Raw genomic sequence first — 14737 nt, 5'->3', positions numbered from 1 at the left:
GTGTCTCAAATCGCCGCACAGGGGAAAACAGGAACTTGCTTGTCTAGAGCAACACTTAGAGCACGAATGACAAGCTCATGGTCTCTACCTTCATGCAGTCCACTTAGTGCAAGTGTCGCAACCCATTCATTGTTTACCCGAACAGGAAATGCTCCCCCGGTAGGAATAAAATGGGGTACATTCTCCATCTCTGTATTCCAGTTATGATTCAAGACATGATCCACGTGCATCCACAGGCTGGAATGCCCTGTTGCCAGGGCGGCTCTTCGTTTCCCCTCCATATAGCTAATATTCCGAGCTGACTTGCTGTCCATCATATATTGAAATAACACAAGGTCATCACTTTCGCGGAAGATCGAGACGGCAATTTCACGGTCATAATCCTTCGCTAATTCCGCGATAATGTTCCCCAGCTTTAATGCTTCCTCAGCCCCAAAGCGATCATATTGAAGTGTCTTTTCTTGTTCTACCAATACGTCTAGGCATTCTGGGGTATATGTCAGACCCGCTCGTATTGTATCCAGAATTTCTGCACAACGCAGAGAAGCTGACAGTGGCATAATGTGACTTTCAGTTCGTCCATTTTCCAGACACTCTACAAAATGATGGATTTCGCTATAGAAATCATCGAATTCATAGGGAAGTTGCACCCTCTCAGGCTCATATCCATCTCGACAGACCAGCATGCTCACAGGGCGATGAAGGTCTTCGACTATGATACTCCCATTCTCTCCCTGGAGCACGACTTTTCGTTCCTTCTGGCGATCAAATGCACATTCGAGGCCCGCTTGCACGTCACCCACACGGAGCTTGGCATCCACGTAATAATCAATGGAGTCTCGTTGTGAAGCAGCTACAGCTTCCAATTGAATGTTTCCAAGCGAAAAGTCCTCGATCCAACTTGCACAATAGGTTCCCACATCCAGCAACGCGCCTCCTGGGCCTGCTTGAACATGATATGTATTCATTTCTGGAGGCATTTCATTACACAAACTCGCATGTATCGAGGTAATGTTACCGATTTCACCTGCTTCCACTCTACGCCGCAGTTCTCTATATACGGGTACAAAGCGCTGTTTCATGGCCTCCATGAAGAGAACATGTTTACTTTGAGCCGTATCTGCGATGTCTTGCATCTCCTTGAGATTCAAGGATGCAGGTTTTTCACACAAGACCGCCTTCCCTGCATGCATCGCTTTGATGGCCCACTCATGGTGTAAATGATGTGGCAATGCGAGATAGATCGCATCAACATTAGGATCTGATAGCATCTCAGCATGTGATACGTACAGCTTATCGGAGGGGTACTGTTCTGCAAACAGCTTTAACTTCAACTCATCACGGCCACTGATGGCATATAATGTACTGTTAGGTTCGTTTTGTAGTGAGGCTGCAAAACGTTTAGCAATATATCCTGCGCCAAGAATTCCCCATCGAATCATCCAATAACCTCCATGCTGTCTAATATAGTTTCGTATTTTGCTAGCTGCCTGTAGAATTGTAATTTGCCTGAATCTTGCCTAAAATTTAATGAAAAATAGCTCATGATGAATTCATGTAGAATGAAAGTTCTCACACCTCATTCATACAAGAAGAATTCACCATGAGCTAAGCACATCTTAGCATAGTCGAGCGCAGCATGCTAGAGAGCCGCCATCTACTGGGAAAAGGCACTCTCTACCTGATCAACACAGACCACGAAGCGTCTCTGGCAGGATTAGTTCACGAATCTGCCAGAGGCACTGTGTTGTGACTTACGGAGTATGTGTCCCAAAATATTGATATGTCCCCTTAGGGAAGACATTCCATTCGTCCGCCAGGCTGAATTCAGATGAGCCATAGGAAATACCGCTCTTACGCACAATCGTTCCTCCATTAGCTAATAGCTGGCTCTGCGAGGCAGCTGGATTTCCCAGGACATCCACCACGACCCCGTTTTTCTTCAGTACCAGGGCTACCAGATTAAAGTCTGTAGGACGGTGCAATACAGCCTCCTCGTTGTAGTACCATATATTCATAATATCCATGGCATCGTAGAAGATATCTCCGATAATGATAAATGGCATGTTAGGGTACGGAGCGTTAAGTGGCATAGCTACTACGTTCATGCTCTGTGTCTGCTTCATGAAGCGATGAATCTCCAGCGTATAGCCTGTAGCCCGCTCCCCCGTGCCGTCTCCATTATAATACAGCTCAATGGCTTGTCGACCATCTCCACCGTCCAGATATTGTGAGAAATACAAGCCGACGGGCTGCTGTGCTGCCTGTCTTGCCATGAACACCACTGCTCTGCCATCCGCACCAACGACCCAAGTATAGAGCATATCTGCTGAGAGCTTGATCTCTGTGCTGCTCAGCCCTGTCGGACCGATGAAGGTGGAATCCGCTGTTCCTTTATAGACCTTGAACGAGGATTCTCCTGGGAAATACATATTCAGATCAATCGTTTTGTAAGACAGACCGTACTTTACGTCGACTAGGGTCAATCCAGCATTCACGAGCTGTGCATTCGAGGCCTCGAAGCTATACGTATTCGTGCCTCCTTTGCCATCGTCCGCCGTAACCGTAATCGTTGCTGTACCATTTAAGATACCTGGCTCTAAGGTCAGGATATTGCCTGTTACCTGCACCCGAACTGCCTGTGCCAAGCTAGAGACGACCGTGAATTGAAGCACATCCCCATCCTCGTCCGCAAACAGCTGGCTTACATCATAGTTCCTTGGATTGGTGATCCCTGGCGTCAGGATCTGAGAACTAATAGACGCTACCACCTGCGGTGCACGATTATTTACAGCTGGAAGTGATACCAATACCGGGAATTGAGCCGACTGTGAGCGACCATAGCCATCATATACACTCATAGTCACTGTTGTTGCCCCGATATTATAAGGGATTAGTGATAACAGTGCTCCATTCACACTTACATCTGCTATCGATGAATCGTAAGTGGCTGCAGTGACAGACAGCGTGGACTCATCAAAATTCGACAAAAATGGCGAAAGATCAAGTCCCCAAGGCTGTGCTCCCAATTCCAGTCTTTGCTCCGGGATTGAACCTATGGAAGCTGCAGACAGGACGCTCAGGTTCAGTTGTGTACTGACAAGCCCCCCTCTTCCATCCTTGGCGATAATGGAAATGGATGCACTCCCTGGCATCCGCCCCTGAATGCCCAGTATGCCTGCTTGTTCCACCGCCTCTGCGATATCAGCATCAGAGACGCTAACTTCATAAGTAAGCGCATCTCCGTCCGGATCGGAGAAGATCTGTGACAGGTTAAGCTCCTGCTGTGGATGACCTACGATCAGATTCATCATGCTCGGCGTATTCGTGACAACTGGCTGCTGATTCATTGGCAGCAGTGGGAGAATGCTTGCTGGCAGCATCGCTTGAGCCACCCCTCCGCGAGAATCGTCTGCCTGCAGGATTATGGTCACTGAACCAGCAGCCACTCCCTGCACATGGAGCAGATTCCCAGTGAGCTGCACGAAGGCAAGATTGGGATCAGAGCTCCAAGCGCTATAGGTGAGCACATCTCCATCCGGGTCGGAGAATACCTGGGATACATCCAGATCATGACCTGGTATTCCTGGCATAAGCACGATCGGCATTAAAGTCTGGACAATCGGACTATGGTTCTCAGGTTCAGGTTGTGGTTGTGGTTCGGGCTGTGGCTCGGGTTGTGGATTGTTATCCGGTAGCTCGGCTGCCTCTACATGTACGTCAAAAGTTGCAGAAGCTTGTCCAGTTGTACCATCCGCCGCTACCTGTCCATCATCTGCAGTGACCGTAATCGATACTTGACCTGCTTGTCGTGGAGTCAGGCGGAGCTGCGTTCCCGTAATCACCGCAGATACAATACTGTTGTCGGTCGAAGCGATTGTATACTTCAAAGCTGCATGCTCAGGATCTGAGAAATACGCACTAACATCCAGCTCTACGGGCTGCTCATTGACGCGCAGCTGCTGATCAGGTATAGGTGTCGGCACAGGTGGTGCATTTACGATGACATTAAAAGAAGCCGTTAGCTTCTTGCCGCGGGGATCACTGACCGTAAGTCTGATGGTAGAGGAGCCTCCATTACCTGACGTGAGGTACAGCTTCCCATCCCTGACGGTTGGTCTCGCAACACTCGCTCTCAAGGAGACCGCTGCATAGGTCAGAGTATCTCCATCAGGATCATGAATGTAATCAGACAAGTTGACAACATAGTCCTGTCCGTTGCCCGTCAAGAGTAAATCTGGAATGGCATGCTTCAAGACCGGGGCCCGATTGGAGGAACTTGATGTAGTATCTGTTGAGCCTGCTGTAGTGGTCGCTGTTGTTTGACTTGCCGCACCAACGACACGCTCAGACACGTTGGCGTTAGCAGCAACTTGTCCTACCTTGACATTCTCACCCAGTTTTACGTTCTCCCCGGTCTGATTGACCTCAAGCACCGCAATTGTACCTGTCGTATCGACATCCACGGCCCCTGCTCCATCAATGATAAGCTTTTGGATCGTGGCATCTCCGGTTACTTTGACAGGCTCTGAATTGGTAGTCAGCACTGTGCCAACGCTTCCATTCAATTCAACTGCAGAGGCTCCGTCGGTCAGCACAAGACGAGTTAAAGTAGCCCCGTTATCTATGTCTATAGCTGACGAAGATTCTAACGTCATACTGGATATCGTAGTATTTCCTGAAGCAACGACATGCACGTCCTTCTTGGTAACGGAGACTTCATTCAAGCTCGATTGCTGGAATACGACCGTATCACGGTCTCCACCTTGTACGAACGTCTGACCCTTCACTTGCAGTGACTCTGCATAAAAATCATGCTGAACATTCGGGTCAATGGTCAGGTCTCCATTCACCTTCAGATCGACTACAGATAAAAAATCCCCGGCTATAGTCAGATTACCTTCCAAGGAAGCTCCCTGACCGTTAAGCGTCACATTACCGCTAAATTCCTTTGCACCTGTGTTCGCTGGGAGTCCTCCCGAAACAATCTCCAATGCGAGAAGCTGATCAAGTGTGCGACCGGTGGCATGGAACTCCACTTTAGCATTATGCAGCACCGTACTATTGTCTGAATTCAGAATTCCCTGAAGCTCTGTACCAATCTGGTAGCGTACACCATTGATGATCGCGGAGCCCTCTTGAACATCCTTCAGGAGAGATGCCCGTTGCTGCGGGAAGAAAGCAGATACCAGCATCCCCGCTGCATCTGCGCGGTTGACGGGTGCGGCTGGTGATAGGCTTCCTGAATAGTCACTCAGCAGATTTGCCTCATAGGCGACTCGTAGCAACGGCTCTGCCCAATCACTTCCTCCAGCCCACTCGTCTGGAAATGAACCCTCTGCGGCAGCCTGATCAACCTCTTCTGCCGCTCCCTGTACACCTGTAGCACGAACAAGTACAGCGATGAGCTCTTGTGCTGTAACCTTCTGCTTGGGGTTGAACGTATTTCCACCAGTTCCTTGGACCCAGCCAGCGCTCTTGGCAGCTTCAATATAGGGGCTGCTCCAGCCCCCTGCAGGGACATCCTTAAATGATGAGCGGGAACTCTCTGGCAGAGGCAGCTCTAGGGCTTTCACCAGCAATACTGCCAGCTCTTGGCGGGTAAGCTCCGCTGCAGGACGGAAGGTACCATCTGTATTACCTTGAATGACCCCCATTTCCATAGCCCGGCTGATCATTTGCCGCTGTTGCTCGGTTAGATCTGCTGCATCTGTGAATACAGCCCCTATACTCGCTCCAGAGGATACGGCAGATATTGTTGCCCCGCTTGCGCCCACTGCTGCAGGCTGCAATGCAGGTGCAAGCAACAATAGCACTGCAGCAACCTGCGCAGCTGTCATTTTTACGTTATTCATGCTGTAGACTCCCATCTCGCTCTTCTCATTGTTTGTTTCATTCAAGGCTCAGCCACTCACTTAGCTTCGTTCTTGAATGTGCAAAAGATATAGGTCTACCGTATCACACCCCACTGAACCAATTCTGAACAAACATGCAAGGTAGACAGGTGAGATGGAGGCACAAAGGAACAGTTCATCTTTCAACGAGTTCACGAGATTGTAAGGGTGAAACAAGGCATCTGAAGCATGTCTTGCGATTTAAAAACCACTAGTTATAGCTATTGTAGTTACTAGTATTAACAAGAAACGGCTATAAGAGCTGCAACTGTACATCTGTCGGCTCAGTCTGGTCAATGGACATACCCTGCCAGCCTCTCGAACAACTCATCCACACGGCTGACAATCTGACGCTCTGCAATGTTCACAAGCAGTCCCTCGTCTACAATGAGCTTGCCATTCGTGACTACATGGGTAATCGCACCTGGCTGCATCGCGTACACCATGTTGGCGAACAGCTCCGTCTTGGGCGTCAGGGATAGATCGTGCACATTCAGTGCGACAAAATCTGCAGCCATTCCTGTCTGCAAGCTCCCAATCGGCAGGCGCAGGATTTCTCCTGCACGGGCCGTCCCCATACGGTATACATCCTTCGCTGTAATACATGTTCCATCCAGGCGGTTCACCTTTTGCAGAAGAGCACACATCCGCATTTCCTCAAACACACTGATTCGATTGTTACTGCAGCCCCCATCCGAACCCAGCGTTATCTTGACCCCAGCCTTCATCAGCTCCGGAATACGAGTCACACCGTCCGCCAGAAACATGTTGCTTGAAGGACAATAGGCGAGTGAGCCTCCTCTGCTGCCTATCAACTCAATCTCCGACTGCTCCAGCCAGACTAGATGGATCGCAATCATTCGTTCATCCACCACTCCAAGAGAATCCAGATAGTGAAGCGGACGAAGTCCGTAATCCCTAAGCGTATCATGGACCTCGAACATCTCCTCGGCTACATGGATATGAAAAGGGGTATCCAGCTCTACTGCCAGACGATGTCCGGCCTTGATCATGTCTGGCGAGGCTGCATGCGGACTGTGCGGTGCTGGATGTACGGTGACCATATCATTCCCCTGATACTTGACCGCAAGGGCATGCGTGCGCTCCACGGCCTCGGTCACCGTCTCCCGATAGGCTACTGGCGCTCCGCTCCAGTCATACATGGTCCGGGCCAACACAAGTCGGATGCCCACATCCTGAGCCGCCCGAATGACTGCCTCGTCAAAAGTAGTTCCTCCGTTATGTATATAGAAGAAGTCGCTCACCGTAGTTACTCCATAACGGGCCATCTCGCCAAAAGCCAGCAGTGCCCCAGTGTAAATAGCCTCCTCATCCAGCAGCGGAGTATATTTATAAAGCGCCTGCTCCCTCCACTCCAGGAACGGTCGATCTACGGCAATTCCCCTTAGCAGACTCTGAAAGGAGTGATTGTGCGCATTGACAGTGCCCGGAGCAATCGCATGCCCTGCCCAGAAGATCTCCTCGGCTTGAGGATATTTCTGACGAAGTTGTACTACAGGTCCAATCGCTACAATACGCCCATGCTCCTCCACCAGCCCGTAGTTGGGCTTAAAGCTCTCCTCCACATACATGACATCTGCTGTATAGAGCTTAGCCATGTTCTCACTCCCCTTCGTTTTCTTGCTGATCCAAGGATAATATGGTGTGCAGGAGGACATTTCCGACCTTCTCAATATCCTCAATAAGGCTCTCTTCCTCGGGACAGTGACTTTTGCCGCCCAGACTTGGCACGAATAGCATGCCCGCCCTGGTCAGTGCGGCCATATGCGCTGCATCGTGACCTGCCATACTCCCTAGCAGCGTATGTGAATAGCCCAAGCCCTCAGCTTCCCTTCTGCACAAGGCAATAACCGTATCATCCATAGCCACAGGAGACTGATCAAGCAGAAGGCGTCGCGTGAGATGCAATCCCCGTTCTAGGCAAATTCGGCTTGCATGAAGCTCCCAGGCGTCCAGTACTTGCTGAATATGTACTCGACTTCGCCCCCGTATCTCCATATGGAAGCTCACCTTGCCCGGAATAATATTGGCAGCATTCGGTTCATTATGGATTCTTCCGATCGTCCCTACCGTCTCTTCCTCGGGATGCATTCTGCATTCCGCTTCAAAGGCGAGCATTAACTCGGATGCCCCCATCAGGGCATCCATGCGATCAGACATCAGCGTAGTCCCAGCATGATTGGCCTCCCCAAGGACAACCACTTCCTCCCGGTAAATTCCTGTAATGGACGTAACGATACCTACGGGAATGTTACGAGCCTGCAGACGTTTGCCCTGTTCGATATGTACCTCCAGAAATGCGGCCATATCATTCGTACTACGGCGACATGCCTCAAAGCGATCCGGGTCCCCACCCGCTAGACGCAAAGCATCTACGAGCAGCACTCCTTCCTCGTTTTGTACGCCCTCAAGATCCGCACTCCCTAACTTGCCTGCTACAGATCGACTACCGAAGGTGGACAGACCGAAGGGATTGGGTTCCTCTGCACTAAAAGATACCAGCTCCAGCGAATGCCTCGTCTTGATTCCTCTCTCCATCAGCACCTTCATGATCTCCAGTGATAGCAGTACACCCAGTGCGCCGTCATAGCGTCCACCACTCGGGACCGTGTCGATATGCGAGCCGAATACGATCGGCGGGAGCTCTCTTTCACTACCTTGCCGTCTGGCCCAAATATTCGCAGCTGAATCAAGTGATACGTCCAACCCAAGTCGCTCCAGCTCGTTGATGAGCCAGGCTCGTGCCTCAAGCTCTGCTGGCGTGAAGGTCGTTCGGTCCAAGCCTCCCACGGCATTCTGGCCGATCTTTCCCAGTGTCTCAATACTATGCTGCAGACGGGCCGCGTTCACCGTGATAGGCGATGAATGCCCTTCACTATGCTGTGCTGATTCGATCGTGTTATCTTCAATGCGATTATCTTGAATGCGGTTATCTTGAACATATTGAGCCTCATAACAGTCATCTTGTACGTTGTCATTTTGTACATCGTTATCATGTACGCTGTTATCATGTATCTCACTACCTTGTATATGTCTATTTCGCACATGTCTATCTCGTGAATTTTTATAATGTCTTTTGCTATCTTGCATATCGTTATTATTATCGCGCATATCGTATCGTGCTCCTTATAACGGTTATTTCCCCATTAAGGTCTTGAGCCTATTCCTGTTCAAACGGCTTCCAAACGGCTACTACACTGCTTCTGGACCGCTTCTAGCCTCATATATTTCCCTACTAAACCCAGCCTTCTTCACTGACTATCATCTTGCTTCGAATCCGCTTGCCTCCTAGCACGACAGGCTTTCCCTTCTTGATGACCGTGCTGGTCAGATTAACGCCGTAATGATATGTCATAAAGGTATAGCTTGGGGCATCAAGGAGAACGAGGTCTGCCTGCTTGCCAGCCTCAATGCTTCCGATCCGATCTGCTCGACCAATCGCATGCGCTGCATTAATGGTACATGCCGTTAAGGCCTCTGCTGGTGTCATCTTCATCGTGAGACAGGCCAGATTCATGATTAATGGCAACGACATCGTAGGACTGGAGCCCGGATTGCAGTCCGTGGACAAGGCTACAGGCACACCACGGTCGATCATTCCCCGAGCGTCTGCCGGACGGGCCATCAGGTAGAACGCTGTCCCTGGCAGCAGCACGGCGATAACCCCAGCAGCGGCCAGGGCCTCGATGCCGTGAGAAGATGCACACAGCAGATGCTCCGCCGAGACCGCTCCTACCTCAGCTGCCAGCTCGGCCCCGCCAGTATTCACAATTTCGTCAGCATGAATTTTCGGCTTCAGTCCGTATCGTAGTCCAGCCAGCAAAATAGCACTCGATTGCTCGGGCGTAAATACGCCTTTCTCGCAGAACACGTCACAGTATTCCGCCAGCTTCTGCTCTGCTACCGCAGGAATCATCTCCTCAATCAGCAATTGTACATAGCTCTCGGGTGATGCCTTGTATTCTGTTGGAACAGCATGTGCCCCCATAAACGTAGGCACCAGTTCGATCGGATGCTCAGCATGCAATGCACGCGCCACTCGTAGCTGCTTCAATTCATCTGCTGTACAGAGGCCATAGCCACTCTTTGCCTCCACTGTTGTCACCCCATACTCAAGAAACCGGTTCAGCCGCATCAGAGCTGCTTCCTTCAATTCCTGCTCTGTCGCTTGTCGCGTCTGCTCTGTTGTGCGGAGGATGCCACCGCCCGCGTTCAAAATATCCATGTAAGTGGCTCCCTGTAAACGCAGTCCTAGCTCAAACTCACGGGTTCCAGCGAATACCAGATGTGTATGCGGGTCTACGAGGCCCGGAATGATCGTTTGTCCTGTCGCATCAATAATTTGCAGCGCTTGCCGTCTATCGAACTCAAGACTCCGCACATAGGCTTCGGCCTTGGCATGCGGCCCTACAAAAGCAATACGCTCTCCTTCCAGCACAACACCGCCACACTCGATAATGTTCAAATGACTCATTTCAGCTCCCACTCTTGGTGCTGCATTGCTCCCGCTAACGGTCACGATCTGCTTTGCATGTCGGATATATAACAAGGTATCGCCCCCTTTTCCTACAGCATTGGCATATGTATGCCATAGTCTCGTGCCGTCTCCACCGCTAACGGGTATCCTGCATCAGCATGTCGGACGACACCCATTCCTGGATCAGTCGTCAATACGCGCTCTAGCCGCTCGCCGGCCTCTTTACTTCCATCCGCAACTACAACCATTCCGGCATGGATGGAATATCCCATCCCCACGCCACCACCATGGTGCAGAGATACCCAACTGGCTCCAGCCGCCGTATTGAGCAGGGCGTTCAGTATCGGCCAATCTGCGACAGCGTCACTACCATCACGCATCGCCTCCGTCTCCCGATTGGGCGACGCTACCGAGCCAGCATCCAGATGGTCACGACCAATGACGATGGGAGCTGACAGCTCTCCAGAAGCTACCATCTCATTGATGATGCGACCGAATCTAGCTCTGTCTCTATAACCCAGCCAGCAAATGCGAGAGGGTAATCCCTGAAACGCGATTTTCTCACCTGCCAGTCTGATCCAGTTGCATAAATGCTCATCCTCCGCAAAGTTCTCCAGAATGACCTGATCTGTCTTCCGAATATCCTCCGGGTCACCAGACAGAGCCACCCAGCGAAATGGTCCCTTTCCTTCACAAAACAGGGGCCGGATATAGGCTGGTACGAAGCCTGGAAAAGCAAAAGCATCCGCGACACCTTCGTCATAGGCGACCTGGCGAATATTGTTGCCGTAATCAAAGGCAATGGCTCCCTGTCGTTGCATTTCCAGCATCGCCGATACGTGCTCAGCCATGCTCTGCCGAGCCAGCTTCATATAATGAGCAGGATCTTCCGCTCGCAGCTTCAGCCCCTCCTCCAGTGTGTAGCCCTTCGGCAAGTATCCGTTAAGCGGATCATGGGCCGAGGTCTGGTCTGTAATGATGTCAGGGATGAATCCGCGTGCCAGCATGAGCGGCAATATTTCTGCTGAATTGCCTACGAGCCCAATGGACAATGCGCGACCTTCAGCCTTCGCAGCCTGAGCCAGCTCAATCGCTTCATCCAGACGATCGGTCATGACATCGCAGTAGCGGGTATTGATCCTTTTCTCTATGTGGCTGACATCCACATCCACGCCAATCATGACGCCGCTATTCATCGTGACCGCCAGCGGCTGAGCTCCCCCCATGCCGCCCATACCACCCGTAACGGTAATGGTCCCCTTCAGGCTGCCGCCGAAGTGCTGTCGTCCGCATTCCGCAAAGGTCTCATAGGTACCCTGCACAATCCCCTGACTACCGATATAAATCCAGCTTCCCGCCGTCATCTGCCCATACATGATCAGTCCCTTGCGGTCCAGCTCGTGGAAATGCTCCCAATTCGCCCAAGCCGGTACCAGATTGGAGTTCGCGAGCAGCACACGTGGGGCATCCTTGTGTGTGCGGAATACAGCCACGGGCTTACCGGACTGGATGAGCAGTGTCTCATTCTCCTCCAGAGCCTTCAGTGAACGAACGATGGCATCGAAGCTGTCCCAGTTACGTGCGGCCCTTCCAATCCCACCATAGACCACTAACTGGCTAGGAGCCTCCGCCACTTCCGGGTCCAGATTATTCATGAGCATACGAAGGGCAGCCTCCTGTACCCAGCCCTTGGTATGCAAGGCTGTTCCACGCGGTGCTGTGATCTTTCGTTCCGCTTCACTTGATTTGCAGTCATTCTCCTTCATTAACAATCCTTCCCTTCTCCTAATAAAGTTCGGACACATTGGAGGTTGCTTAAGGGTTTCGTGGTCATAAGACGGGGTTTTCATGTGTGGAATTAATGCATGTTGTTAATGCATGAAGATGATCTCCGCTAATGCAGCCTGTATGTTCGTAGCCTTCATCCATTCCGCCAATGTACGAAAGTCCGTGGACAATACGCGATCCTCTTGAACAAAAGACACCCGCTGCCGACATTGCTCGTATACCCACCTCGTTCCTGCCCCCAGCTGCTCCGGTCCCCGGTAATCCGCTGCCTGTGCTGCACACATCAGCTCAATAGCCAGCACCGAATAAGCATTATCAATGATCTGTCTGGCCTTGCGAGCACCAATCGTCCCCATGCTGACATGATCCTCCTGGTTGGCGGACGAAGGAATCGAATCGACACTGGCCGGATGAGCAAGCGACTTATTCTCGGATACGAGGGCTGCAGCAGCGTATTGCGCGATCATGAACCCTGACTGTACCCCACCCTGCTCAGTCAGAAATGGCGGCAACCCCTCATTCAGCTGCGGATTCACTAATCTTTCGATTCGACGCTCTGCTATATTCGTCAGCTCCGATGAACAGATCGACAGATGATCCATAGCTAGTGCAATCGGTTGCCCGTGAAAATTACCGCCCGAGATAACTCGGTCCTGCTCCGGGAAAATTAGAGGATTGTCCGTGACCGCATTGATCTCGATATCAAGCTTCGCCTGAATGTACGCGAGGCCGTCTCGACTAGCGCCATGGACCTGCGGTGCACAGCGAATGGAGTACGCATCCTGCACACGAAGCTCGCCTTGGGTGGACAACAGTCTGCTGCTTCGTGTTAGTGCCCTGAAATTATCCGCAGCATAACCTTGACCGGGCTGAGGTCTGAGTCTATGCGTGAGCGGGTCAAAAGCATCCTTCACCCCACGAAGCGCCTCTGCCGTCAAAGCCAGTGTACAATCGGACCAACGAGCCAAATTCCACGCATCATAGCATGCGAGCGCACCCACTGCTGTCATTGCCTGCGTGCCATTAATCAAGGCCAGACCTTCCTTGGCCTCCAGTACGACGGGAGGCAGTCCTGCCAACGCCAGTGCCTGAGCACCTGGCATACGCTGTCCTTCATAATACGCTTCGCCCTCGCCGATCAGTACCAGTGCCATATGCGCTAACGGTGCCAGGTCACCACTTGCTCCCAGCGAGCCTTGCTGTGGAACGACGGGAGTGACACCATAATTAAGCATGTCGACCATTTGCCCCACGACCTCCGCCCGGATCCCTGAATAACCAAGCAACAGTGCATTAATCCGCAGAAGTAGCATGGCTCTCACAGTATCGCTAGAGAAGGGCTCTCCCAGCCCACAAGCATGGCTGCGAATTAGATTAAGCTGAAGCTGCTGCACATCGCTGCCTTCAATGTACGTGTCACTGAATTTACCAAAGCCAGTGGTCAGCCCATAGACAACCTTCCTTTCACGCAGAAGCTTCTCCACATAATCACGGGCATGTCTTACCCTGCCTAGACTGCCCTCCGAGGGCTGAATTTTGGCCCCGTAACGAGCCACCTGTACCAATTGCTCCAAGGTTAAAGATTGACCATCCAATACGACAGTCTTGTCTACGGTTGACTGCATCCAGGCACCTGCTTTCCTGTCATGTATTAAGACCTCAGGGTGAAGATCTCCTTGCAGCTGTGAGAACCATTGGGTACGACAAAAAGCCCATACCAAATAACATTTGGTACCGGCTTTTCTAGACACACTAATCACTAAACGACCGATCCGGATCGAACCCCACGAATAGATACTAAAAGAACACCAATAAGTACTACTGAGTGCTATTGAATGCTACTGAGTGCTACGAGTGCTATTGAATGCTACTTCATACTAGGGTTTTGACCAATTCACTGTTAAGAGTAGCTCCTGCTAAATATGGTTGAAGCCGAAGCCAATGGCTTCATGCTCAAATCCCTTTTTGGGTGCACCAATCGTTCCATATACACTGACAGCGATCCATTCACCCTCATGTGCAACAGCACCCTCCATCTTGCCCCGGACAATTGCGAAGGTCAACCCCACTGTTCTCAGAATATCGCCAAATTGGAACACCCCGCGCCCAAGCCCCTGAATCGCTTCAATGATGGCATGATACATCGCATGCACCTCACGGTAGGACTGACTGTCGATAATGCGATTGTTCTTCGCCGCAGTCTCCATCGCGACCACGACCTTCGTAATATCCATTGCACCCACACGACCAATCGTATACCTGTAGCCTTGGTCCGTGAGCTGCTGCTCGATCTCTTCCTTCCATGAATGGCCTTGAAGCACCGCCAGCAAAATGGACAGCTTTCCAATCGGCAAAGAGCTCGGAGATTCAGACATCATTGTCATCCCCTTCAATAGCATGTTATGAATATGTACAGCAAATGGCGACTACACCATACTTATTTCCCCAAGGAGCATTGGATCTTGGATCTTCGGGTCAGCTTTACGGAAAGCCGCAATCCTCTTTCCTCTACAAAAAAAATGCGTCACAAATTCAGGAACTCCGTTCCCGATATTCT

The 14737-nt window shown here is 51.1% G+C and carries 8 protein-coding genes; all 8 read right to left on the bottom strand.

The window, feature by feature from the left end:
* Nucleotides 1–5 precede the first annotated feature (5 nt).
* The 8 genes from K331_RS30670 to hutP all read right to left on the bottom strand — a co-directional run bounded on the left by K331_RS30670 (nt 6) and on the right by hutP (nt 14564).
* Nucleotides 6–1442 (bottom strand): Gfo/Idh/MocA family oxidoreductase, encoded by a 1437-nt coding sequence (locus tag K331_RS30670; RefSeq protein ID WP_051290059.1) that lies wholly within the window; start codon nt 1440–1442, stop codon nt 6–8.
* A 312-nt stretch (nt 1443–1754) separates the two neighbouring features.
* Nucleotides 1755–5855 (bottom strand): S-layer homology domain-containing protein, encoded by a 4101-nt coding sequence (locus tag K331_RS0126375; RefSeq protein ID WP_028592614.1) that lies wholly within the window; start codon nt 5853–5855, stop codon nt 1755–1757.
* 332 nt (nt 5856–6187) lie between these two features.
* Nucleotides 6188–7513, bottom strand: a complete 1326-nt coding sequence (locus K331_RS0126370) for an amidohydrolase family protein (protein ID WP_028592613.1) — start codon at nt 7511–7513, stop codon at nt 6188–6190.
* 4 nt (nt 7514–7517) lie between these two features.
* Nucleotides 7518–9026 carry an allantoate amidohydrolase gene (locus K331_RS0126365; RefSeq protein ID WP_226383704.1) on the bottom strand — a complete coding sequence of 503 codons (1509 nt, stop codon included), beginning with the start codon at nt 9024–9026 and terminating at the stop codon, nt 7518–7520.
* A 124-nt stretch (nt 9027–9150) separates the two neighbouring features.
* Nucleotides 9151–10464: an imidazolonepropionase gene (hutI, locus tag K331_RS0126360; protein ID WP_028592611.1), complete on the bottom strand. Its 1314-nt coding sequence runs from the start codon at nt 10462–10464 to the stop codon at nt 9151–9153.
* 17 nt (nt 10465–10481) lie between these two features.
* Nucleotides 10482–12158, bottom strand: a complete 1677-nt coding sequence (hutU, locus tag K331_RS0126355; RefSeq protein ID WP_051290058.1) for a urocanate hydratase — start codon at nt 12156–12158, stop codon at nt 10482–10484.
* Between the two features lie 105 nt (nt 12159–12263).
* Nucleotides 12264–13805, bottom strand: coding sequence for a histidine ammonia-lyase (gene hutH, locus K331_RS30665; protein WP_036635977.1), 1542 nt, complete (start codon nt 13803–13805; stop codon nt 12264–12266).
* A 291-nt stretch (nt 13806–14096) separates the two neighbouring features.
* Complete coding sequence (hutP, locus tag K331_RS0126345; protein ID WP_084165596.1) at nt 14097–14564, bottom strand: hut operon transcriptional regulator HutP; 468 nt, start codon at nt 14562–14564, stop codon at nt 14097–14099.
* Nucleotides 14565–14737: the final 173 nt, after the last annotated feature.

The sequence above is a fragment of the Paenibacillus massiliensis subsp. panacisoli DSM 21345 genome, assembly GCF_000426545.1.
Lineage (GTDB): Bacteria > Bacillota > Bacilli > Paenibacillales > Paenibacillaceae > Paenibacillus > Paenibacillus panacisoli.
Note: the sequence above shows the minus strand (reverse complement) of the source record. Positions and strands in the feature narration are given on the sequence as shown.